We start from the raw sequence: 24,054 nt of genomic DNA on the forward strand, positions 1-24,054 counted from the left end.
AGAAGGAGCCGGCGATGGAGCTGGAGGCGGTGAGGGTGGGGGAGCCGAGGGCGGTGCCGTAGACCGCGGACTGGCTCTTCCAGGTGATGGTGTAGGAGCCCTTGTTGATGGTGAGCAAGCCGTTGACGGGGGTGAAGGTGTAGTTGGTAGAGGCGAGGGTTCCGAGAGCGGCGGTGATGGGGTAGGAGCCCGCGGCTGAGGGAGCTGTCGGGTTGGTGGTCAGTGAAGGAGCGCCGGTGGTGGCCGTAGCCTGGGTATCTCCGTTGACGAAGCCGGTGATGGTGGCCGCGTAGGTGGGGTCCGCAGTGCCGTAGGGGATGGTGTAGCTGCTGGCCGTGACGGTGAGGTTGGCCTGGGTGACGGTGAGGGTTCCATTGACGTAGGTGACGGTGTAGTTGCCGAGGTTGCTGCCAGCGGCGGTGGGGACGATGTTGTAGGTGCCGACCGGGGAGGCGGTGGTGGCGGTGGTGGTCTCGGAGAAGGTGAAGGTGTCACCGTTCGCGGCGCCGGAGGGGGATGCGGTGAAGGTTGGGTTAGCGGCTCCGTAGACCTTGGTGGCGTTACCGGCGGTGACGGTGAGGGTGCCCTTGGTGATGGTGAGGGTGCCTGGGTTGTAGGTAAAGGAGTAGTTGGTGGAGGCCAGGGTGCCGGTGGCGGCGGTGATGGTGTAGCTGCCGGGGGTGGAAGGTGCTGCGGGAGTGGTGGTCAGCGACGAAGCGCCGGTGGTGGCCGTAGCCTGGGTATCTCCGTTGACGAAGCCGGTGATGGTGGCGGTGTAGGTGGGGTCAGCCGTGCCGTAGGGGATGGTGTAGCTGCTGGCCGTAACGGTGAGGACGGCTTGCGTGACGGTGAGGGTTCCGTTGACGTAGGTGACGGTGTAGTTGCCGAGGTTGCTGCCGGTGGCGGTGGGGACGATGTTGTAGGTGCCGACCGGCGAGGCGGCGGTGGCGGTGGTGGTCTCGGAGAAGGTGAAGGTGTCGCCGTTCACGGCGCCGGTGGCGGATGCGGAGAAGGTTGGGTTAGCCGTTCCGTAGACCTTGGTGGCGCTGCCTGCGGTGACGGTGAGGGTGCCCTTGGTGATGGTGAAGGTTCCTGGATTGTAGGCAAAGGAGTAGTTGGTGGAAGCCAGAGTGCCGGGAGCGGCGGTGATGGTGTAGCTGCCGGGGGTGGAAGGTGCTGGGGGAGTGGTGGTGAGCGACGGGGAGCCGGTGGTGGCCGTAGCCTGGGTGTCTCCGTTGACGAAGCCGGTGATGGTGGCCGCGTAGGTGGGGTCCGCCGTGCCGTAGGGGATGGTGTAGCTGCTGGCCGTGACGGTGAGGTTGGCCTGGGTGACGGTGAGGGTTCCGTTGACGTAGGTGACGGTGTAGTTGCCGAGGTTGCTGCCAGCGGCGGTGGGGACGATGTTGTAGGTGCCGACCGGGGAGGCGGTGGTGGCGGTGGTGGTCTCGGAGAAGGTGAAGGTGTCGCCGTTCACGGCTCCGGTGGCGGATGCGGTGAAGGCGGGGTTAGCGGCTCCGTAGACCTTCGTGGCGCTGCCTGCGGTGACGGTGAGGGTGCCCTTGGTGATGGTGAGGGTGCCTGGGTTGTAGGTGAAGGAGTAGTTGGTGGAGGCCAGGGTGCCGGTGGCGGCGGTGATGGGGTAGACGTTCGGAGCGGACGGGGCTGCTGGAGTAGTGGTTAGCGACGGAGCGCCGGTGGTGGCCGTAGCCTGGGTGTCTCCGTTGACGAAGCCGGTGATGGTAGCGGTGTAGGTGGGGTCCGCCGTGCCGTAGGGGATGGTAAAGCTGCTGGCCGTGACGGCGAGGGGAGCTTTGGTGACGGTGAGGGTTCCGTTGACGTAGGTGACGGTGTAGTTGCCGAGGTTGCTGCCGGCGGCGGTGGGAACGATGTTGTAGGCACCGACCGGCGAGGCGGCGGTGGCGGTGGTGGTCTCGGAGAAGGTGAAGGTGTCGCCGTTCATGGCGCCGGTGGCTGACGCGGTGAAGGCGGGGTTAGCGGCTCCGTAGACTTTGGTGGCGCTGCCGGCGGTAACGGTGAGGGTGCCCTTGTTGATGGTGAGCAAGCCGTTGACGGGGGTGAAGGTGTAGTTGGCGGAGGCGAGGGTTCCGGTGGCGGCGGTGATGGTGTAGGTGCCGGGGGTGGAAGGTGCTGCGGGAGTGGTGGTCAGCGACGGAGCGCCGGTGGTGGCCGTAGCCTGGGTATCTCCGTTGACGAAGCCGGTGATGGTGGCCGCGTAGGTGGGATCCGCTGTGCCGTACGGGATGGTGTAGCTGTTAGCCGTGACGGTGAGAGCACGTTGATTGACGACTATTTGAACGGAAGCAGTTGCAGTGGTGTAGTCGGTGGTGTCGGTGGGAGTAAAGGTGACAGTGAGGGTTTGGTTGCCGGCGGGGAGTACAGTGCCTGCGGCGGGGCTGTAGGAGAAGGTACCTGGGATCGAGCCGGAGACGGTAGCGTTCAACTGGCCCGCGGGGCTTTGGACGAGCGCCGTACCATAAGTGATGTTGGCCGGGTTTGACCAGTTGATAACTGGGGTGGCTTTCGTGATGGAGAGCGTTCCCGTGGCAAAGGTCAAACTGTAATTCGAGGAGGCGAGAGAACCGGTGGCAGCCGTGATTGTGTAGTTATTTACGGTTGTGGGGGTCGCCGGGGTTGTCGTCAGAGAGGGATTGCCGGTGTAGGCCGTTGATGCGGTGTCGCCGTTGACGTAGCCAGTGACTGTGTAGGTGTAAGGAGGAACTGCCGTCCCGTAGACTGCAGTCTCGTTGTTGGCCGTGAAGAGAAGAGCTTGTTTGGTGACGACAAGGTTGACGGTCTTTGTGGCTATCCCGTAGTTCGGATTGGTAGGGGTGAAGACAACGCTGAGCGGAACGGTTCCAACAGCAGGAACGAATCCGGCGGCCGGAGTGTAAGCGTAGGTGCCTGGCACAACAGTTGGAGTAGAGGATGTGTTGAGCGCCATCGCCACAATTACGACGTTGCGATTGTTCGGGAGCGTGATGCTTTGTACGGTCTTCGAGCTATCGAGGGATATCTGATATCCATACAGATCGGCTTGGCCGCCATTTGTGACTCGACCTCCGCTGCCAGTGTTGTAATATGCGGTGACCGCAACAGTGGATTCGCCAGGATAACCTGCACTAACTAACCAATCGCTAAGGCTGATATTTGTGGTTGCAGTGGTGCCATCGGTATAGGTAATGGTGAAGGGCTGTGCGGTCTGTCCGGGTATGGTCGCCGCACCAATCAGTGACAAGCTAACAAAATTCCCTTGAGGCAGAGCAATCGTTGTGCTCGTGACGGCGTCCGGAACATTCGCCGGACCTAGTGAATATGTCTGCCCATTCCAGACAACGGAAGAACCAAGGAGGGTGGCTGAGTAGGCATTTCCACTGTTATCGAAGCCTCCAGTCGAGAAGGTCGATCCATCGGTCTCAAAGGCGTTGACGCGATAGTAGGATGAGAGCGAAACGGAGGTCGTTCCTGGTGTCGTCTGTGCAACTGCGTCAAGTTGTGTCGAACTGAGTGCTGTTCCGTAGGTGATAGGCGCGGGCGTAGGCCAGACGAGCGTTGTGGCGTTCGAGGGATTAACGAGTAGCTGCACGCTCCCGGAAGCGCCCGTGTAATCTGTCTGGTCAGTGGGAGTAAATGTGGTCGAAAGAGTGTTTGCTCCAGTTGGAAGTACCGTGCCCGAAGCTGGGTTGTATACCAGCGTGCCTGGCACAGGCGGAGAGACAAGATCCATGGCGAGTATCGAGACATCTCCTGGTCCCTGCCATTTGGGAAGCGTGACGCTCTGAACAATTTTTGAGCTGTTGAGCGGAATCTGGTAGCCGTAGACGCATGTCAGGTGACCATCCTGGCCGCCGCTGGAGGTGTTGCGGAACGGGACACATGTTACTTCTGTCTCGCCGGGCCAGTTCAACGGATACACCCAGTCACTCAGGCTTTGCGTATAGGTCGAGGTTGTTCCGTCGGTATAAGTGATAATGAATGGGTTCGCCGCAGTAGTATTGTTGACCATCGCGCCAAGCAGATTAAGGCTGGCGTAGTATCCCGGCGGAAGAGCGATGGTCACCGCCGTTCCTGTGCTACTTAGACCGCCGACTGCATCGAGTGCGTTGGTTGGTCCCAATTGATAGGTTATGTTGTTCCAGGTGACGGAAGTTCCCAGCAAATTCGACGAGTAGGCATTACCGCTTTGGTCAAAGCCACCGCTAAAGCTCCTGCCATTGGTTTGTATACCGTTGATGTTGTAGTACGAGCTCAACGGGACCGGCGTGTAGACGGCCACAGTCGCGTCCAGTTGTATTCCACTCAATGCCGTCCCGTAAGTGATCGGCGCCGGGGTCGCCCAGCTGACCTGGGGGGTTGCAGGATTTACCACGAGGGTGACGGTGGCGGTCGTCGTGGCGTAGATTAAGCTATTCAGAAGATTCGGAGTGAAGGTCGCGGTCAGCGTGTAACTGCCTGGTGTCAGGAGCGCGTAAGGAGCGACGCTGTAGGAGAATGTTCCCCCTACCGTTGATGTTGCGTTGAGCTGTAACGAGGACACCAGGGTGCCGTAGGTAATGGCTGCTGGCGTGGCCCAGGTGATGGGAGCGGCCAACTTTCCGACCGGGAAATTAATCGCCGAAGAGGTACTAGGTAGAAAATTTGCATCTGAGCCGCCGAGGTTATAGGTCGCAGTGAGGCTATCGGTACCGGCAGGCAGAGACGTCACGTTCAACGTCGCGATTCCACTGGAAAGCCTGCTTGTGCCGAGAACGATGGCGCCATTCAGGAAGGTAATCAGTTCGTTGTTGGTGGTGTAGCCGCCTAGCGTGTAGGGGCTGAGCGTGGCAGAGAGTACGACCTGCTGGCCGTAATTGCTGGAAGAGGGATTCGCGCTGAGCAACGTCGCGGTAGGAATCGGTGTTCCGGTGAGAGACAGGAGATTGGAGGTGCTCTTGCTGAAGTAGGTCTCTCCCGGGTAGACGGCGTCGACTTTGTGCGCTGTTGCAGCGCCGGCGGGAACGTTTGGCATGTTGAGAGTCGCTGTTGCAGTCTGCGTTATCTGGTCCAGCAGAACGGTCACGTTGTTGCTGCTTTGGACTGGCGTTGCGATATCCGGAAATCCGTCGCCGTTGAGATCGCCGACAAGCGTCGAGGAGCCGGTTGAACCAACGGTGTAGTTCGCGACAGTCTGGAAAGTGCCATCGCCGTTTCCAAGAAGTACGCTTTGGGTTGTGCTGCCCTGATTGACGACAGTCAGGTCTGCGTTTCCATCACCATCGAAATCACCTAAGGCAATGGCGATGGGATTGGTGCCGACAGTCAGGGTGGAGGTTTTGGTGAAGGCGCCTTTCCCATTCCCAAGAAAGATGCTGATCGTGCCACTTGCGAAATTAGTAATCGCAAGATCGACGGATCCATCGCCGTTGAAGTCGCCGGCTACGATTCCGGTTGGACCACTCCCAGGGGTGAGCGGGGTTGCCGGAGTAAAGTTGCCTGTGCCGGTACCCAGAAGAATGGAGACCGAAGCGGCGGTTCTATTCGTAACTGCAAGATCGGCGTTACCATCCCCGTTGAAGTCGCCCACGACCAGGCTGAAGGGACCGGTCCCGACGGAAAACGGCGAGAACGTAGCAGCGGTGAACGTGCCGTTGCCATTGTTAAGCAGGATGGTGACCGTGTTGCTGGACTGGTTTGTGATAGCGAGGTCGGCGTTGCCGTCGTTGTTGAAATCACCTACGGCGACTGCACCTGGGGCGTTTCCTGTGGCGTAAGTTACCTGGGGCTGAAACGTTCCGTTTCCTTTGCCCATGAAGATGCTTACGGTGTTGCTTCCGGCGTTTGTTACGGCAAGATCCTGAATTCCATCGTTGTTGAAGTCGCCGACCGCAATGCCGGTCGGAGTTGTGCCGGCTGTGAGCGTGGTTCCTGCGGTGAAGGTTCCGGTTCCTGTGCCCAGCAGAATATTGACCCCGGTTGTGGCGGAGGCGACTGCGATGTCCAGCTTTCCGTCCTGGTTGAAGTCCCCTAGAGCAGAGCCTCTCGGAGGGGTGCCTGTGCCGCTTGCAGATGCGGCCGCAGTAAACGTCTGCGCCGGGAGTGCAGTTCCCAAAGGAGCAGTGCCGAAGACGTAGTTGGCGTTTGATGTGTCGACAAAGGAGAGCGCGGCTGTCGGTGCCAGGGTAAAGCCGCCGGTGCCGACGACCGTAGCCGTGAGGGTGTAGTTGGGGGCGGTCGTCATACCGTTGGTAAGCGTCGTTGCAGTGGAGTAAGTGCCGGTAACGGTGAGAGATTGTGACGCTGAGGTGCTGGAGGAATATGAAGTTGTTCCGTTGAAGACGGCTGTGTATTTGTGCGTCCCGAGGCCAGGGACGAGACGAAGTATCGCAGTTCCAGTGGAGGTTAGCTGAGCTGTGCCCAGAATTGCCGAATTTTCGCAGCGAACTGCCGTCGCGTCACAAAAAGTTATCAGACCTGGGGATACAGTGGTCGTACTGGTCGTTACCGCGGCGGTAAGAGTCACCATCGTTCCACTGGCCACGGCGCCTGAAGAGAGTGTCAGAGTTGTCGTCGTTGCAGCACCCAAAGCAAAGCTCTCAGGCGTGGAGACGGTTGCCAGGAGAAGCGCCAGCACGGTCAAAACGATGCCTGAGAAAGAACGCACGCCAGACTTTTGAGTTTTTGACCAGTTGTTGTAGTTGGTGCGGTGTAACGACATGCTTATCTCCGAGACGACTAGTGACGTGAGAAGAAGTTTCCAGGCAGACGGGTGCGCCTTACGCAGAAGCTCCGGTGGTTGGTGGCCACTTTCGTCTTCTGCGCTGCTTTTCTGCTAACGACTTCTTGAGGCGAGAACTATGCTGGTACTGCTAAAAGCCCGAAGAGACCCAAGAACTTTCGTGCCGCTCTTATCAGGCCTGCATGTTCGCCGATAGAGAATGGAACCGCATAAGAGAGTTAATGGCCTCCGTTACTCCTCACTAGAATCACTTAGCCGAGGCTTCTCATCCATAGTCCAAAGGTGGCAGCATAAACTTCGCGAAATGCAGGGCTTTTTACCCAACAGGTGGAAATATTTTTATGGACTGACCCAGAAGTGTCAGAGGCGCGGAGTGAGAGGTGAGTTCGTTGGACTGCCGAGTGCCGTCGGGGCCCGAGTGATCCGGCGCAGGACGGCCAATGGGGAAACCGTGCACTTTGGTTGAATATGCCCTGACAAATCCTGCATCGAAGAGAGGTCGAACGGTGCCTCGTCATCCGTCAGGATAGGGAAAAGGGGTCACGACAGAGAAAGGGGATCCAAATGAACTCACCCTCCGCAGTAGAAAGCTTTACGAATGCCGCAGTCGTGGAGACCAGGCTCTCCGGTTATGACCTGTTGCTCCACCCAGGACTAAACAAAGGGACAGCGTTTACCGAGGAGGAGCGAGATGCCTTCGCGCTCCATGGATTGCTGCCACCGCATGTCGGGACGCTGGAGGATCAGCTGGAACGCCGTATGAAGGGTTTTGACAATCAGACGAACAGCTTTGAAAGATACAACTTCATGCGGGACCTGCAGGACTCGAATGAGACCCTGTTCTATGCGCTGATCACCCGGAACGTCGAGAAGTTTCTGCCGATTGTGTACACCCCGGCGGTGGGTGAAGGCTGTCAACGCTTCAGCGAGACATGGATTAAACCGCGTGGCCTCTTTATCAGCTATCCCAACAAAGACCGAATAGACCAGATGCTTGCCGACTCCCGTTACGACAGGGTGCGATGCATTGTGGTGAGTGATGGCGAAAGGATTCTCGGTCTGGGCGATCAGGGAGCAGGTGGGATGGGGATTCCGATCGGAAAGATGGCTTTGTATACAGCCTTGGCCGGGGTTCCTCCGGAGCACTGCCTGCCGGTGCTTCTCGATGTCGGGACCGATAACGAGGAGCGTCTGAAGGATCCGATCTATATTGGCTGGCGCAGCAAGCGTGTACGGGGCCAGGAATATGACGACTTTGTGGAGGCCTTTGTGTCTGCGGTAAAGCGCCGCTGGCCGCATATTCTTCTGCAATGGGAGGACTTTGCCGGTTCGAACGCAAGCCGCCTGCTGGAACGGTATCGCGACCAGCTTTGCACGTTTAATGATGACATTCAGGGAACGGCGGCTGTAGCGACTGCCACCGTTTTAGGAGCGGTCACGGCGACGGGTATACCGATGAAGGAGCAGAGGATCGGCTTCTTTGGTTTTGGCTCCGCTGGAATTGGTATTGCCAATTTGCTTCTCGCCGCCATGAAAGAGGACGGGTTGAGCGACGAGGAAGCTCACAGGCAGTTTTATGCCGTCGACCGCTATGGGTTGATCCTTGAAGGCCAGACGGATCTTCGGCCAGACCAGGCGCGCTATACGAAGAAGAAGTCCGATCTGAAGGAGTGGGTGCTTTCCAACTCGGAGCAGGTTTCGCTTGAGGATGTGGTCCGGAACGCGAAGCTGACTGTCCTTATCGGAGTCTCGAGCCAGGCGGGCGCATTTACTGAGGAGATTGTGCGCGAGATGGCGAAGCACACAGATCGTCCGGCTATCTTTCCCTTGTCGAACCCCACCTCCAAGAGCGAAGCTGCTCCCGCGGACCTTATGAGATGGACGAATGGCCGCGCCCTGATCGGCACGGGTAGTCCATTTCCTCCGGCTATGATCGATGGCAAGGCTGTGGAGTTCGCGCAGACGAACAACTCCTATATCTTTCCGGGTCTTGCCCTGGGGATTCTTACGTCAAGGGCGAAGAGGGTCTCGGATTCGATGATCATGGCTGCCGCACAGGCTCTTGCGGCACTTTCTCCGACGCAGAAGAACAAAGAAGCATCTCTGCTGCCGCCTATCGCCGATTCTCGCCAGGTCGGGCTGAAGGTGGCGGACGCCGTTGGGAAGCAGGCGGTCGCAGAAGGCGTCGCAGGCGTACCCGATGAGACGTCTTTTGAGAAAGAACTCCGTAGCTATATATGGGAGCCGGTCTATGTGCCGTATGTCCGGTTAGGCGATTAGCGAATCTGACCGTCACCCTTGGCTGTTTGATCTTAGCTGAACGTGAGGTGATCTATGGCCACACAAAAGTTGTATGAGTTGAAGCAGATTCCCATAGGCGTCGATGCGACCGGAAAGCGAAAAGAGACGGACTCGATGGGCGAAGTCGAAGTTCCGGCAGACCACTACTGGGGCGCTCAGACTGAGCGTTCGCTGATTCACTTTGCCATCGGAGACGACCGCATGCCGAAGCAGGTGTACCACGCTTACGGCTATGTGAAAAAGGCCGCCGCTCTGGTGAATGCGGCTGCAGGGCGCCTCGATCGGTGGCAGGCTGATGCGATATCGACCGTTGCGGACGAGGTGATCGGCGGCAAGCTGGATAGCGAGTTCCCGCTTTTTGTCTGGCAGAGCGGGTCGGGGACGCAGTCGAACATGAACGTCAACGAAGTCATCTCCAACCGTGCGATTCAGTTGCTCGGCGGAGTGCTGGGGAGCAAGGCGCCCATCCACCCAAATGACCACGTCAATATGGCGCAGTCGTCGAACGATACCTTTCAGACGGCGATGCATATTGCCAGCGCCCTTGAGGTGAAGAGGTATCTCTTACCCAGAGTGGAAGCTCTGGCTTTGGCGATAGAGGGTAAGGCGAAGCAATGGCGCGATGTCGTTAAGATTGGCCGGACGCATCTGGAAGACGCTGTGCCTTTGACAGTCGGCCAGGAGTGGTCGGGCTATGCGATTCAACTGCGCGACGCGATGGCGTTGATCGACAGGTCTCTCGATGGGATCTATCAGCTGGCGGCTGGCGGCACTGCGGTAGGTACGGGGCTGAATGCTCCCCCACACTTCGGGGAAGATATCGCTGCGAAGATCGGGGAGTTGACGGGGATGCCATTTGTCACAGCGCCAAACAAGTTTGCCGCGCAGGGGTCGCTCGACGCTATGGTGAATGCGCATGCCGCGCTGCGCTCTCTGGCTGTCGCTCTGATGAAGATTGCGAATGACATGCGATGGCTGGCTTCGGGTCCGCGGTGCGGCCTTGGCGAACTGGTGCTGCCTGCGAATGAGCCTGGCTCCTCGGTCATGCCCGGGAAGGTGAATCCGACGCAGTGTGAGGCGGTGGTGATGATCTGCATTCAAGTGATCGGAGACGATGCGGCCGTAGCGTTCGCGGGCTCGCAGGGCAACTTCGAATTGAATGCGATGCGGCCGATCATCATCAACAACTTTCTTCATTCGGCTCGGATTCTGGCCGATGGGTGCGAGAAGTTTCGAATCTTCTCGGTTGAGGGAACCATGCTGAATGAAAAACGCATCGCCCAGTTTGTCCAGAACTCCCTGATGCTGGTGACGGCGCTTAGTCCTGTGATCGGCTACGACAAGGCGTCGAAGATTGCCCACAAGGCGCACGATGAAGAGACGACCTTAAGGCAGGCGGCGCTGGCGACTGGATGGATCGACGAAAAGACGTTTGACCAGGTTGTGGATCCGAAGAAGATGGTCTTTCCTCACAATTGACGTGCTGATGCTGGTGGAGATAGTCTGCCCCAATGGGCTTGTCATGAGGACCTATGCTTTGGGACGGCTTGCTACTGTGGTGCCTGTGATGTCTTCCATCAGGCGAATGGAGCCGCAGATGTCGTCCTCGCCGAAGCCTTTGGCGATCGCTGCGCGATAGAGCTGGCGCGAGAGTGAGGTAAGGGGCGCGGGCACGTTGAGTTCAGCCGCAGACTCCAACATGAGCTCCATATCTTTCTCGAGCCACTTAACGGAGAAGTTGGTGGTGAAGTTTCTAGCAAAGACCATAGGAGCTTTTGTGGTGAGCAGACCAGATTTCGCCGCGCTGTTGTTGAGGATATCGAGCATCATCTCAGGATCGACGCCGGCCTTTGTGCTCAAGACGATGCTCTCATTGAAAGCCTGAAGCAAATTGCCAAGGATCATGTTTTGCGACAGCTTGGCGTGAAGTCCCATGCCTGCTTCTCCGCAGTAGTACAAAAGCTTTCCCATAGTTTCAAAGTACGGGCGGACTTTTTCGAAGATACCCTTTGGGCCACCGACCATAAATGTGAGTGTGCCGCCCTCCGCTCCGGCCTTGGAGCCGGTACAGGGCGCGTCAAGAAAACTGATGTCCTTCTTTGCCAATTCAGCAGCGATCGCGCGACTTGCAGAGGGAGCAATGGTGCTACAGTCGACGATGATCGACTTGGCGGCTGCGCCCTCGACCAAACCGCCTGCGCCCAGGATGACACTGCGCGACATCTCCGTATCGCCTACGCAGAGAAACGTACAGTCGCTCTGGCGTGCGACATCTGCCGGGGTTGCGCATGCGATACCACCCTTGTCGGCCAGAGCTGCAACCTTATTCTCGCTAAACGACCAAAGAGCCACCTGATGACCTGCCTCGATCAGACGAAGAGCCATCGGGCCACCCATAATTCCCAATCCTAAAAAGCCAAGCTTTGCCATTTTGCGTCGCGCTCCTTTCTAATGATGTTAGAAGTGAAAGACACAGGTGTACAGGAGCACATACTTGCATCCGGCAGGACGAATCCGGTGGAAAGTTCTGATGCGCGCGGGAGGCAATCCCGTCCTTCAAAGGTAACCCGCACTATCTTGTAGCCGGCGCTGACATTTCCGTTCCACGAACCGTGCTACGCTTGTCTTGCCGGACCGATTGTCCTGTAATGACAGGCATGCGCGTCGTGTCAAGTATTCGAAAACGAGCAGCTCAAGCTATGCGGAAATCATCCATGTTGCTAGACATGGCAAGTCTCAGAAGGGCCTGGGTGGAGGGTCGTTGCCTATGATATCGGCCGCGTTGGATTTGGGTGAAATCGCGCGCGCTCTTTTTAGATACTCTCTGGCGGATTGCAGCATCGAACGAGCTTTTTCTGAAAAGATAAAGAGCCGTACTGACGGCGCATCCCGGAGGTATCTCCTCTTCGAGGACGACCCGGTGGATCTTAGCCGTTTGAAGCATATTCGCGTCCTTGCCGCCGGGAAGGCAGCAACGCCGATGCTGGAAGCTCTTCTTCCGCATCTTCAGAATCTGCCGCAGTGCGAAGTGTCAGGTGTTTTGGTGACAGCAGAGCGCCCTGAACAACTCCCGGAGAATTTTCAGTTTTTTGCGGGCGGACACCCTCTCCCAAATCAAGCTTCGGTAGACGCCGCGCGTGCCGCGCTGCAAGTTCTGCAAACGCTTAAACTGATGAGTTCTCGACCAGACGACGCCCTTTGCGTTTTTCTCATCAGCGGAGGAGCTTCGGCGATGCTCGAACTGCCTCTGGATTCGACCATCTCCCTTGAAGACACGGTCAGCTTTTACCGTGAATTGGTCCACTGCGGAGCCTCTATCGCGGAGATCAACTGTGTTCGCAAACACTTCTCCGCGATCAAGGGTGGCCGCCTCGCCATGCATGCAGAAGGCATCCTCAGCTACTCTCTTCTGATCTCCGACGTACCTGTTGGCCATCTCGACGCACTGGCCTCCGGTCCCACGCTGCCTGACACTTCGACGGTGGAACAGTGCCGTGAGATTCTGGCACGCTACGATCTCATGAAGAGATTTCCAGCCTCCTTACGTCGCTTTTTTGGCAATCCGGGTCTCCCCGAAACTCCCAAGGCACATCAGTTCAGCGCACGTTCTCTCACCCTGATTACTTCCGACGATCTGGCAGAGGCCACACGACGACGTGCAGAAAGTATTGGATTTTACGCTGTTATTGATAACACCTGCGACGATTGGGACTACTGTCGCGCTGCCGTTTACCTGCTTGAGCGCCTGCGAAGTCTGCGGCGCGATCATGCTCGTGTATGTCTGATCTCTTCGGGAGAGGTGACGGTCGAACTGCCAGAGGGAAGTCCGAAAGCTAACGACGTAGCAGCATCGCACAGGCTTGGTATCGGAGGAAGAAACCAGCACTTTGCCCTCTATGCGGCGACACTGCTTCAGTCGTCTGCCGGTGCGACAGTTGTCTTGTCTGCAGGCACTGACGGGATCGACGGTAACAGTATCGCGGCTGGCGCGGTGGTGGGTGAGCTCACCCTTTTGCGGAGCAACGGTTCGCGCAACACCGCGGACTCAGGGCTCCTGCGTCAGGCCGAACTTGCCTTGCAACACTTCGACTCCGGCACATTTCTTAAAACAGTTGGTTCCAGTATTGTGACCGGTGCGACCGGCAACAATCTGCGCGACCTTCGTATCCTGTTGTGCGTGTGATTTGAAACTTTCCTCGACGAGGATGACGAGGATAAAACCATCGTCTTGGATTGCCCGCATGTCGTCTCTGCCATGCAGGTTTCTAGTCAAACGACTCCCAGGCGCGAATTACGTGTTCAAACAGTTCCATGTCGACACGCTTGCCGTGGAACTTGACTCCTTCCATCTTCAATCGCGCTCGCTGCTCGATTGCGGCTTCATCGCGAAGTTTGATCTCACCGCTCGCGCCGAGCACTCGGTGCCATGGGAGATGATCCGGAGGGTCGGTGCGCAGTAGCCGTGCGACGGCGCGATGGTAGAGCGGATAGCCTGCCGCCGCCGCAACTCGTCCGTAAGTGCTGACTTTTCCCGCTGGGATGGAGAGAATGATGCGACGAAACGCTGCGTCACGCAGTTCGTTCGCGCGAGCCCCATCCCATAGAATTCTGCGTCTTGCCTGAGACGCGGGGAGCGTCGGGATGCCCCCTAGAAAGGGAGGAAGGACCGACTTATCACTCTTCCTTCGCGTGCTCATCTTCCCTCCAGTTTCTTCTTATGGTCTCTCCTGCTTGTCTGCTCCGAAAAGTTAGAGTTTGCGATCATGATGCCTCGTCCGTTGCTTTGGGAATACTGACTATTCCTCGATGGAATGCGAAACTAGTGTGCGCAATTGCCGTTATGAATCTTTGGAGCACCCTTAAGCGATGAAGGCTCTCTGCCGCAATTGACGCGACACGCCCAGAACGCAGAAAGCGTCCTGGGCATGTCACTTGCAGGTTGTTCCGGGAGCTTAGCGGGACGCCAATTCGATGGCGAAGGGGTAATCGTTATAGCCCACTGAGTCGAAGGTGTAGAAGGTATCTGGGTCATATGGTGTAAGCGCAAGGCCTTCCCGGATGCGCAGCGGCAAATCGGGATTTGCCACGAAGTGACGTCCAAAGGCCACGGCATCGGCGACGCCGCTCTCGATGGTGGTTTCTGCGGTTTTGGGTTCGTAGCCACCGGCTGTGATGATCTTACCTTTGAAAACTTTCCGAAGTTGCTCGGCAGCGATCGGACCCTGTCCCTTATCGATGGTCACGTTTCCTTTTACACGCGGCTCGATGATGTGCAGGTAGGCAAGGCCAGATCGGTTCAGCTGCTCTGCGACGTAGGTGAATAGAGCGGCAGGATTGCTATCGCGCATGTGGTTCCAGGTGCCGGCGGGTGCGATACGCACCCCGACTCGATCGCCTCCCCAGACAGATGTGATCGCTTCTACGACATCCAGTAGGAGCCGCGCGCGGTGCTCGATGGAACCACCGTAGGCGTCGGTCCGCTTGTTACTGCCATCTTGAAGAAACTGGTCTAGTAGATAGCCATTGCCGGCGTGTAGCTCAACCCCGTCGAAACCCGCTGCCTTAGCGCGCGCAGCAGCCTTGCGGTAGTCCTCGACGATTCCGGGAATTTCGGAGATCTCCAGCGCCCGATGTGGCGACGGTTGGACCCACCCGCTTGGGGCGGAAACCAGGTGGTTTGGATCTTCCCAGTAGGTTGGGTCCACGGAGGCTGAGACCGGTGTGTTGCCGTCCTGATTGTCGGAGTGCGAGGAGCGACCGGTATGCCACAACTGCGCGAAGACGAAACCGTTCTTTGCGTGGATGGCCTTCACAACGTGCTTCCATCCTTCAACCTGCTGATCGGTATAGAGCCCGGGTGCACCATACCACCCTCGGGCAGTCGGAGAGATGTTCGTCGCCTCTCCGACAATGAGACCTCCGTCTGAAGCGCGATCCGAATAATACTGAACCATCATGGCGCCGGGGACGCCTCCCGGTTGCTCGGAGCGGGAGCGGGTCAATGGCGCCATCACGGCGCGATGCTTCAAGGTCAACGATCCAAGCTGTACGGGCGTAAATAGCTTCAGGTCCTTCTCAGTATTCATAAAATCCTCTCGAGGTACGTATTTCGTTGGAGTGGCAACCACGCCATGTTCAGCACAGAAATCGAGCATCTCCTGTGTCTCTTTGATTCCCCCAACGAGCGAGGTTGCGGCATAGGCAAGTGCTCTGGACAAGCTGGACTCTCCTTCAATCAAAGTGCATTGGGGCACACAAGAAAGCTCGCGCTCCATGTAGTTATGAACTAGATGGTTCAAAACTAAATGAAGATTCAAAATATTTGCACTGATTGGTTCAAAAGAAGATAATGATGTTATGGCAATCGGTCGGCCCAAACATTTCAGCCGTGCAGAGGTAATGGAAAAGGCGATTCCGGTGTTCTGGGAACACGGTTTCGCCGACACCTCTTTAGCGGACCTTGAAGCAGCAACAGGGGTAAACAGGTCTGGACTTTATGCTGAGTTTCGAGACAAGGAGGACCTGTTCCTGGCGAGCCTAGGACACTACATCGAAACCAGTGGCCTCACGGATATGCTGGCCACGAAGCCGTTGGGATGGACCAATGTGGAGAAATATCTCAAGTTCGGTTTGGCGTGCTGGAGCGGTCAAAAAGGCTGCTTCTCGGTAAGCGCGATGCGAGAGCTGGCAATCCTTCCCCAGGAGGCGCGTCTCATTGTCGAGAAAAGCATGAAGCCTATTCGGCGTCTTCTTATCTCAAACATCGAAGCAGAGAAGACCACGATGGATGCCTCCGGTCTCGCTGACTTGGCAATGACGTTTTTCTCTGGGCTTAGCATTGAACAGAATCTTGTCACCAATAGGCAGTCTGGATTGAAGCGGATCGAGGTGTTCCTACAGGTCATGAGAGCTCTCTGATGCAGAAAACTCCTCTCACTCGCGATCTTCAGTTGATTGTGGGGCGGTTGCCAGACGAGGATAAGCCTGAGTCAAGATCGAGGGCAAAGTCGATTTTCAGTGCGCTCGTCGGAGCAATGGCGCTGGAGTCTTCGGCCACCAAGACGAGGAACTGCGACTCAACTTGCGGGTGCTGACGTACTGACGAGAAGCGCGTTTCCCGCAACTGAAAGCGATTTGCAACGGCCGGAGGCTTAGGCTCAGTCCGAAATACGCAGCGTATCAATGAGGGCGGCCAGAGCCGCAGGCTGATTGCGACGGCTCGGATAATAGAGAAAGTAACCTGGGAATGTCGGACACCAGTCTCTTAGCACTTGGATCAGACGTCCGTCGGCAATCAAACTCTTGAGGGTTTCCTCCATCGCTGTTCCGATGCCCACACCGTTCAACACCGCCTGGATCACCAACTCAGGATCGTCAAACGAAGCTGGTCCCTGCGGGCTGAGCGTGAGAGCCTTACGGCCTCTCTCGAATTCCCAGCGATAGAGACCGTTGCTGAAGCGAAAGCCTATGCAGGCATGGTCTTTCAGGTCCTGAGGCTTTCGCGGCACTTTACGGGGCGCAAAATATTCCGGTGCGCCGACGACCGCTAGGCGCATGTCCTTCGTGACTCGGACGGCGATCATGTCCCGCTGGATGAACTCGCCAATCTGAACGCCAGCGTCGTATTCCCCGGCCACGAGATCGACAGGATCATTGGACGACGTGACCTCCAGGACAATTTCGGGATAAGTTCGGGCGAACTGAGCAAGCTTGGGCAGGAGCACCATCTGCGTGGCGGTTCGCGGGATGATGAGTCGAATGCGGCCTGCCGGACTCTCCCGTTGCTTCCGCGTCTCAGCTACTGCTCGCTCGATTCGTTCGAGCGCAGGCGCGAGCTCGTGGAGAAGTGCTGAGCCAGCGGCGGTAGGAGAGACGCTTCGTGTTGTCCGCGCGAGTAACTGCAGCCCCAGTCTCTTTTCAAGGCCCCGCATGGAGTGGCTGAGAGCAGACTGCGAGACACCCAGCCGGGCGGCGGCGCGAGTAAAGCTGCGCTCTTCCGCCACAACTGCAAACGCTGATAACTCTCCCAAATCATTTCTCATGATTCATGAATCCTATTCATAGCTCTCTGCGATCGCAACCCTCTTGTGTCATGAACTTGGGAGGTCTAGCCTTTTGTTAGAACGTCGCTTTCAATCTGCGGCGGCCGAGGAGATTCAAAATGCAACAGCGCACATTAGGAACAGGCGGACTGGAAGTATCGGCCTTAGGTTTTGGGTGCATGGGCATGAGCTGGTCCTATGGGCCTCCCAAGGACAAGAAAGAGATGACTAATCTTCTTCATGCTGCTGTAGACCGGGGCGTCACTTTCTTCGACACGGCGGAGGTGTACGGCCCTCTTATCAACGAAGAACTTGTCGGCGAAGCCCTCGCTCCGTTTCGCGATCGTGTGGTGATCGCGACGAAGTTCGGATGGGAGGCGAATCCTGAGGACGGCGGCAAGTGGAGTGCTTTGAACAGCCGTCCCGAACACATCAAGCAGGTCGCGGAGGCATCGCTCAAGCGGCTCAAGGTGGAGGCCATCGACCTCTTCTATCAGCATCGCGTCGATCTCAATGTTCCGATTGAAGATGTGGCGGGAGCGGTGAAGGATCTCATTCAAGAAGGCAAAATAAAGCACTTTGGCATGTCTGAGGCGAGTGCGAAGACGATTCGCCGCGCCCACGCGGTGCAGCCAGTTGCGGCACTGCAGAGCGAATATTCGCTGTTCTGGAGAGAGCCTGAAGAGACGGTGATGCCTACGCTGGAAGAACTCGGCATTGGCTTTGTTCCATTCAGCCCCTTGGGCAAAGGATTTCTGACGGGCAAGATCGACGCTGAGACGAAGTTCGACAGCACCGACTTCCGCAATACTGTTCCACGCTTCAGTGCCGAGAATCGGAAGACAAACCAGGCGCTGGTCGATGTGATCGCCTCGTTCGCGGAACAGAAGAAGGCGACACCCGCACAGATCGCGCTCGCGTGGCTGCTGGCGAAGAAGACTTGGATTGTTCCGATTCCGGGTACAACAAAGCTTTCTCGTCTCGAAGAGAACCTTGGCGGCGCGACCATCGAACTCGCAGCCGAGGATGTGCAGGCTCTTGAGGAGGCTTCGTCACAAGTCAAGGTAGAGGGCGCACGCTACTCGCCATTTCATCAAACGTTGGTGGGTCGATGAGCGGCGCTCGCAGAAGGATGGGTGGCTGCGGAATTCTGTTGGTTGCGATGGTCCTTGGCCTGTCCGCGCCGGCCCAGACCGCAAAGAAGAATAGCGCCAGAGAGAAGCTGATCGGCGCGTGGCATCTCGTCCATATCGATGCGCCAGGTCCAGACGGAAAGCCTGCCGTACCGCAGCCGAAGGGCATGTTGATCTACACGAGCGACGGGCACATGTCCGTTCAGTTGATGTATCCACAATCAACGAACACGCTATCGAACGAATATGTGCTGAGCGGCTATGAGGCATCGTTTGGCGGCTACGACGTCGATGACGCCACACATACGGTGACGCACCACGTGCAAGGATCGATCACGCGTGACTTGCTGGTGGGGAAAGACCTGCCTCGGAAGTTCGAGTTCACTGCTGACGGACATCTGCTCATTCGATCGACTCGACCGGATGAGCACTGGTCCGTCATGTGGGCGCATTACTGAGAGGAACAGTATGAACAGAGGGACACAAAAAGCATGGACGGCGGCCTGCACGGTGCTTCTCGTGGGGGCATTCGAGGCGACAAGAAGCATCGCTGCGGCTCAGTCCTCGACAGCTTCTACAGGCTCTCAGATCACGCTTACTCCTAAAGCCTCACAAAAGGTTATCACCGGAGCTCCGGATCGCTTCACTGGATCGGTTCGAGTTCAATCTCTCTTCGACGCAAAAGTACAGACTCGAGCCACCGGAGGCGAGGTCACCTTTCAATCGGGCGCTCGGTCGGCATGGCACACCCATCCCCTCGGTCAAATTCTGATCGTGACGGATGGTATCGGGTGGGTTCAGCAATGGGGTAGTCCGGTGCAGGTGATGCGCAAAGGAGATGTTGTTTGGATTCCGGCAGGCGTGAAGCACTGGCATGGTGCGACACCAAACAGTTCCGTCACTCACATCGCTATTCAGGAAAATCTCGATGGAAGGAATGTGGATTGGCTGGAGCAGGTGAGCGACAAGCAGTACCACCTTGCGAAGTAACAGCACAGTTTGAAGGAGAAGGAATCAGTATGAAGATATCGTTTGAAAACAAAGTGGCGCTCGTCACAGGTGCGGCATCTGGGTTGGGACTCGCTACGGCGAAGGCATTTGCTGATGCAGGCGCTTCCGTAGTGCTGGCCGACTGGAGTGAAAAGGAAGTACGGGCCGCAGCGAAAGACCTCGCGGGCAAAGGCCATAAAACCCTAGCGGTCCGCTGTGACGTTTCGGATGACGCGCAGGTAGAAGCCATGGTAAAGCAGACTGTTGCCAGCTTTGGACGGCTCGACGCGGCCTATAACAACGCAGGCATCCAGAACGTCCTTGCTGAAACGGCTGACTCACCCCGTGACGACTACGACCGCGTCATGAGCATCAATCTGCGCGGTGTGTGGAGCTGCATGAAGTTTGAACTGCAGCAGATGCGCGAGCAAGGCAGCGGAGCCATTGTGAACTGCTCTTCGCTCGGAGGCCTTATTGGCGGTAATAAGCGTGGAACCTATCACGCTGCGAAGCATGGAGTCATCGGATTCACCAAGAGTGCAGCACTTGAATATGCAACGCGCGGCATTCGCGTAAACGATGTCTGCCCTGGCATGATTCAAACGCCCATGTCCGACAAGATGATCGCAGAAGGCCAAGGCGAAGAGCTGAATGCGATGCTGAAGGCCTTTGTGCCGATGGCGCGGATGGGGCGGCCGGAGGAGATCGCGGATGCGGTCCTGTGGCTTTGCAGCGACGCAGCCAGCTACATTACCGGCCAGTCGATCTCAGTCGACGGCGGCTATGTGATGCGCTAGAAAATGACACCCCTTGACTGAGTAGTGAACCGCTAAGTGATCTACTCGGTTTCAGCCACAAAGACCGCAGTTGTGAGTGCGGGTACTGTCGCAGTCCCCTCTTTAGAGTTGAACGTGGATAGCCTCGTTTCCGGATCACTGGAGTTTCGCTGCACCGGGTGCAGATGCAGGCCCAAGCCCTGGAGATGAGTATTGGTGAAGGTCACGGAAGCATTGGTTGCGTTGAAGACGACAACGATGTGTTTGTAGATTCCGTAGCTCCCGCCATTCGCATCCAGCTTCATCACGATCAGCCCCGGCGTCTGGTTTGAACCGGTATTCAGAAACGTAAGGTTCCGCTGCACTTCCTCGAATGTGGGCATGCGGAACAACTCCGAACTGTAGCGGATCTGCAACAATTCGCTGAACGCTGCTTTACTGTATGCGATATTTGCTGGAAGCGGAGTGTAGGCGGGGTTACTGAGCAGCGGCATCATGATGGGCCACTGAGCCTGGTTCTGGCTCGCAATGGGCAGACCGATGCCCCAGTTTGCGGTCTTACCGCTCCAGTCGATCTTGTTGAACCAGTCACCGGAGTTGTAACTGTTCTGGTCCATGTCCTTGGAGCGCAGTAGATCGTCGCCTGCCTGGAAGAACGGAATTCCCTCCCCGAGGGTTACAAGGCTCATGCCCATCACCTGCCTGCGGGCACGAGTGGCAATGTTGTCGTTGTAGCTCGACTTTAGCTGCACCTTATCGAAGAGGTCCTGGTTGTCGTGGACTGAGGCATAGTTCACCGCCTCGATCGGGCTCTTGGTATATCCGGTTGGTTGTCCGTTGTAGAGCACCTGGGCTCCGGTTACTGTCGCCCCGGCGCTGTCGGTGAAGCTGTAGTCGCGCAGATTTCCCGTGAGTCCTACATCGATCCAGTCTGAGTATTGCAACAACTGATTTTGCTGACCATCCAGCGGCGGATTTGAGATGGTGTAATCGCTCGGGTCGGTGAAGAGCCCCGTGGCGAAGCCCTGCACGCGCTCGTCGGTAAACGGACTGCCGCCGTGGATGCCATCGCGTATGCGATCGTTGAAGGTGCCAACGCCAAAACCGTAGAGATTAATCTGCGAGGCGTTAGGCCCTATCTGATTGTTTGCGGTATCTCCGAAGTTGAAGCCTTCTCCATACAAGTAGATCTTCGATCCGTCGACGCCATCTTTCTCAAGAGTAAGTGCCTGAAGGGCGTGCTGGATGGCCTGCACGTTATAAGTGAACATGAAGCTCAGGATGTCGAAGCGGAAGCCATCGATCTTATAGTCCTTCGCGTTGAGCACGAGGGTGTCGATGATCAGCTTTTCCATCATGCGATGTTCGCTTGCGGTATCCGGGCAGCACGAACCTGTTTCGAGGTTTCCATTCGCATCGAGGCGGTGATAGTAGTTTGGCACTACCTCGTCGAGATTGGAATTGGGTCCCTCGCCGCTGGCATTGGTGTGATTGAAGACGACATCCTGGACTACGCGCAGTCCGGCTTTGTGAAGGCCGTCTACCATGACTCGATATTCGCGCACGCGGTTATCGGGATTGATCGCGTAGCTACCCTCAGGCGTCATGTAGTGCACGGGATCGTAGCCCCAGTTGTACGCAGGACTAGTCTGGCTTGCCGTGACGGCTGCCTGCTGCTGCTGGCCATCCGGCGGATAAGCCGCCAGACCGGTGGGAATGATCCATTTGGATTTGTCTTCATTCACGCTCGCGAAGTGGAAGGAAGGCAAGATATGGACTGCCTTGAGTCCGCTTTCGGCCAGAGAGCGAAGATGCATCATACCGTCCGAACCCCGGTCCGCAAAGGCTTCGTACATTCCGCGATGAGCCAACGGAACTGTGAGATCGTTCACGCTGAAGTCGCGGATATGAAGTTCATAGATGCTCATATCGCTGACGCTTCTTAGCGGAGGTGACGTCTCCTCGTCCCAACCTGCGGGCTTCGTCTTGTCGGAGTCGAGATCCGTGATTCTGCTCTTGGTGCCATTCAATGCGATATCGATCGAATAGGGATCAGTGGTGACATTGGTGTCCACCGCGCCGTCGGCTGACACCCACACCTTCACGCTGTAGAGATAGTATTTTCCTTTCCAGCTGGGGTCGCCTTTCGCTACCCATACTCCATCGTGCTCATGCATTGGGACGACGGTGGAAGGCGCCGTATCGGATTCGTGATCGAAGAGCTGCAGGAAGACGCTCTGCGCGGTGGGAGCCCAGAGTTTCAGCTTCACGGCGCAATCCTCATCGTCAGGCCAATCGCGCCAGTCTTTGTCGTCCCAATGGTGAACGACGACGCCCAGCTTGCCGGGGTAGTAGTAGAGATCATCGAGAACGCCAGCGAATTGAATGCCAGTAGCATAGTTCAACATCCCATTTGAACCGATTGCGGAAAACGCTAGCTGTCCTTCGAGCGCAGTCTGCAAGGTCGAAAGTTGCGTATTCTCCGGTAGCTGGAGGACGGTGTACCCGCTCAATTGCGGGTAGCGGAGCAACTCATCCGCAGTCAGGGCTCCGCCAACAGTGAGCGGAATATTGACACCTCCGGTAACGCCGGTGGGAGTTACAGACAGGCCGCCGGTGAGGCTGGAACTGATCGCGAAGGTATCTCCACTTTGAGCAAACTGCGGCTGGATGGCCACTCGCTGGCGATCAAGCCAGTATGCCTGCTCGACGTTCAGGAGACTATTCAGTATCTGGGTGGGAGTTGGCGTTGTGGTGAAGACAGTCGCGTTGCCTGAGATTACCCATGCCTGGGTGTCGCTGGCGACATTCAGATGCATATCAGGTCCGGGATCTTTCACCCCGGTAGAGATGTTGTGGACGATAAATCCGAGGTCCTTCGGGTTGGGAATCAGACTTACGTCGAAGTAAGCGCCGTAGGAGTCGTGGCTGGTCACTCCGGTCAGTCCGTCGTTGTAGTCGCCGGTGTACTCCGCTGTATCGTTGAAGGCATAGACGGTCCAGTTCGCATAGTTCCCGTCGGGCCGGTAGTAGTGAATGCGGGCGTACCCGGGCAACAGTGCGGCAGGATTGGTCAGGCTGGGTGCGGCTGTATACAGCTTGGCTATCCCGGAGTAAGCCCAATACTCAATCCCCTGCGTGGCCGGATCTACAAACAGATTGCTGGGAGTGTCCTTCTGGTCTCCGCCCGACGCCGTTGGGTTGTGAATGATGATGCCAACCTCTTGCGCGCCGGGTGTCACTCCAACGTCAAAATACGCGCCGAAGCTGTCCGTTCCAGTCACCTGAACCGGACCGCCGCCATAGTTGCCGGTGTCTTCCGTGGTGTTATCGAAGGCGTAGACCGTCCAGCCGCTATAGTTGCCGTCCGGTCGATGGTAGTGAATGCGTATGTCACCCGAGGGGATAGCCGGATCGGCCCCAAAGGCCGGGGCCGACGCAAAAACGCATAGCAGAAACATCAGGGCGCGAGAACTGGCCCTGCACAGAAGGCGCGGTGTTCCAATCCGGATTTTCATGAGTGGCTCCCCGAGGAAACTGGCTGGATTCGTTTGAGTCAAGGGCGCGATCGTTCGCGGTCGCCGAAGGCATCCAATGGCAGCGTCGCGACATTAGTTGAATAGAACTTCTGGTGTCAAGGGAATTGAGACCTCATTCGCCTCAGCCCGGAAGAGAGCCGGTAGGCGGCGCGGTTCGATTCCGTCTCTGACCATCACCTAAAATCAATAACTTACAGTAATTTGTCACAAGCCCTCCGCACGAAGGCTCGTGAGGTTTTCGCGTAAGTGTCTCCTGCCAAGTAAACAAATTTTCCGATCAGTGATGTTCGCGCATTGGTCGCACTCAAGTCCGATTTTTGGCGGCCATCGAATCGATTTGACTGTGATAAATAAGGGTCAGACGATGAGCACCGCCAGCCTTTTTCGGCCAGCAGCGCGTCAAACCCACAACTTGCAAAGAAAAGAGTTGAACTCTGCAGTCACTGCGCAAGCAGAACGCCACTCCCCCCACCAAAGCAGTTCAAGTCGGCGCCGAGATTGTGCGTTGCAGAAAAATCGATTTGAATTGATGGCAGCAAA

Annotated in this window: 14 protein-coding genes; 8 read left to right on the forward strand and 6 right to left on the reverse strand. The window is 57.0% G+C overall.

The genetic code is table 11. The features are described 5' to 3' along the window. Nucleotides 1–6,712 (reverse strand): MBG domain-containing protein (locus HDF10_RS06070; protein ID WP_183811646.1); only part of this gene is annotated, 6,712 nt, incomplete at its 3' end. Nucleotides 6,713–7,297: 585 nt separating this feature from the next. Between HDF10_RS06070 and HDF10_RS06075 the strand changes: the two genes are divergently transcribed. Further along, the gene (locus HDF10_RS06075; protein WP_183811648.1) at nt 7,298–9,013 is read left to right on the forward strand and encodes an NAD-dependent malic enzyme; all 1,716 of its coding nucleotides are present in this window, start codon (nt 7,298–7,300) and stop codon (nt 9,011–9,013) included. 54 nt (nt 9,014–9,067) lie between these two features. After that, complete coding sequence (gene fumC, locus HDF10_RS06080; protein ID WP_183811650.1) at nt 9,068–10,513, forward strand: class II fumarate hydratase; 1,446 nt, start codon at nt 9,068–9,070, stop codon at nt 10,511–10,513. Nucleotides 10,514–10,564: 51 nt separating this feature from the next. Here fumC and HDF10_RS06085 read toward each other — a convergent pair whose 3' ends face one another. Further along, nucleotides 10,565–11,464, reverse strand: a complete 900-nt coding sequence (locus HDF10_RS06085; protein WP_183811652.1) for an NAD(P)-dependent oxidoreductase — start codon at nt 11,462–11,464, stop codon at nt 10,565–10,567. A 208-nt stretch (nt 11,465–11,672) separates the two neighbouring features. On the opposite strand from HDF10_RS06085, the gene HDF10_RS06090 reads away from it, so the two are divergent. Further along, on the forward strand, nt 11,673–13,217 hold the full coding sequence (locus HDF10_RS06090; protein WP_260177694.1) for a glycerate kinase type-2 family protein: 1,545 nt from the start codon (nt 11,673–11,675) through the stop codon (nt 13,215–13,217). Between the two features lie 82 nt (nt 13,218–13,299). Here the strand turns inward: HDF10_RS06090 and HDF10_RS06095 are convergent, their stop codons facing one another. Together HDF10_RS06095 and HDF10_RS06100 are read right to left on the reverse strand one after the other, a co-directional pair. Next, nucleotides 13,300–13,731 (reverse strand): MGMT family protein, encoded by a 432-nt coding sequence (locus HDF10_RS06095; protein ID WP_183811654.1) that lies wholly within the window; start codon nt 13,729–13,731, stop codon nt 13,300–13,302. A gap of 255 nt (nt 13,732–13,986) precedes the next feature. Then, complete coding sequence (locus HDF10_RS06100) at nt 13,987–15,411, reverse strand: alkene reductase (RefSeq protein WP_311732681.1); 1,425 nt, start codon at nt 15,409–15,411, stop codon at nt 13,987–13,989. On the opposite strand from HDF10_RS06100, the gene HDF10_RS06105 reads away from it, so the two are divergent. Next, entirely contained in the window at nt 15,392–15,952 is a 561-nt protein-coding gene (locus HDF10_RS06105) for a TetR/AcrR family transcriptional regulator (protein WP_221271522.1), read from the forward strand. The genes HDF10_RS06100 and HDF10_RS06105 overlap by 20 nt on opposite strands. A 239-nt stretch (nt 15,953–16,191) precedes the next feature. Here the strand turns inward: HDF10_RS06105 and HDF10_RS06110 are convergent, their stop codons facing one another. After that, nucleotides 16,192–17,076 (reverse strand): LysR family transcriptional regulator, encoded by an 885-nt coding sequence (locus HDF10_RS06110; protein WP_183811656.1) that lies wholly within the window; start codon nt 17,074–17,076, stop codon nt 16,192–16,194. Between the two features lie 119 nt (nt 17,077–17,195). Here HDF10_RS06110 and HDF10_RS06115 point away from each other — a divergent pair, with 119 nt between their 5' ends. From HDF10_RS06115 to HDF10_RS06130, 4 genes are read left to right on the forward strand one after another with little or no spacing between them, the layout of a single operon-like run. Then, complete coding sequence (locus HDF10_RS06115) at nt 17,196–18,191, forward strand: aldo/keto reductase (protein WP_183811658.1); 996 nt, start codon at nt 17,196–17,198, stop codon at nt 18,189–18,191. Then, a complete protein-coding gene (locus HDF10_RS06120; protein WP_183811660.1) occupies nt 18,188–18,667 on the forward strand; it encodes a lipocalin-like domain-containing protein in 480 nt (159 codons plus the stop codon). Before HDF10_RS06115 ends, HDF10_RS06120 begins: the two co-directional genes overlap by 4 nt. Nucleotides 18,668–18,677: 10 nt before the next feature. Next, complete coding sequence (locus tag HDF10_RS21185; protein WP_183811662.1) at nt 18,678–19,199, forward strand: (R)-mandelonitrile lyase; 522 nt, start codon at nt 18,678–18,680, stop codon at nt 19,197–19,199. 29 nt (nt 19,200–19,228) lie between these two features. Further along, nucleotides 19,229–19,996, forward strand: coding sequence for an SDR family NAD(P)-dependent oxidoreductase (locus HDF10_RS06130; protein WP_183811664.1), 768 nt, complete (start codon nt 19,229–19,231; stop codon nt 19,994–19,996). Nucleotides 19,997–20,037: 41 nt separating this feature from the next. On the opposite strand, the gene pulA is transcribed toward HDF10_RS06130, so the two are convergent. Continuing rightward, nucleotides 20,038–23,493: a pullulanase-type alpha-1,6-glucosidase gene (gene pulA / locus HDF10_RS06135; RefSeq protein WP_260177695.1), complete on the reverse strand. Its 3,456-nt coding sequence runs from the start codon at nt 23,491–23,493 to the stop codon at nt 20,038–20,040. Nucleotides 23,494–24,054 lie beyond the last annotated feature (561 nt).

This window comes from Tunturiibacter empetritectus (assembly GCF_014201375.1).
GTDB lineage: Bacteria > Acidobacteriota > Terriglobia > Terriglobales > Acidobacteriaceae > Edaphobacter > Edaphobacter lichenicola_D.

What these genes read in the sequence shown, in the direction of transcription:
- HDF10_RS06075 (WP_183811648.1), top strand. Translation starts at nt 7,298, where the DNA reads ATGAACTCACCCTCCGCAGTAGAAAGCTTTACGAATGCCGCAGTCGTG.
- fumC (WP_183811650.1), top strand. Translation starts at nt 9,068, where the DNA reads ATGGCCACACAAAAGTTGTATGAGTTGAAGCAGATTCCCATAGGCGTC.
- HDF10_RS06085 (WP_183811652.1), bottom strand. Translation starts at nt 11,464, where the DNA reads ATGGCAAAGCTTGGCTTTTTAGGATTGGGAATTATGGGTGGCCCGATG.
- HDF10_RS06095 (WP_183811654.1), bottom strand. Translation starts at nt 13,731, where the DNA reads ATGAGCACGCGAAGGAAGAGTGATAAGTCGGTCCTTCCTCCCTTTCTA.
- HDF10_RS06105 (WP_221271522.1), top strand. Translation starts at nt 15,392, where the DNA reads ATGGCAATCGGTCGGCCCAAACATTTCAGCCGTGCAGAGGTAATGGAA.
- HDF10_RS06110 (WP_183811656.1), bottom strand. Translation starts at nt 17,076, where the DNA reads ATGAGAAATGATTTGGGAGAGTTATCAGCGTTTGCAGTTGTGGCGGAA.
- HDF10_RS06115 (WP_183811658.1), top strand. Translation starts at nt 17,196, where the DNA reads ATGCAACAGCGCACATTAGGAACAGGCGGACTGGAAGTATCGGCCTTA.
- HDF10_RS06120 (WP_183811660.1), top strand. Translation starts at nt 18,188, where the DNA reads ATGAGCGGCGCTCGCAGAAGGATGGGTGGCTGCGGAATTCTGTTGGTT.
- HDF10_RS21185 (WP_183811662.1), top strand. Translation starts at nt 18,678, where the DNA reads ATGAACAGAGGGACACAAAAAGCATGGACGGCGGCCTGCACGGTGCTT.
- HDF10_RS06130 (WP_183811664.1), top strand. Translation starts at nt 19,229, where the DNA reads ATGAAGATATCGTTTGAAAACAAAGTGGCGCTCGTCACAGGTGCGGCA.
- pulA (WP_260177695.1), bottom strand. Translation starts at nt 23,493, where the DNA reads ATGAAAATCCGGATTGGAACACCGCGCCTTCTGTGCAGGGCCAGTTCT.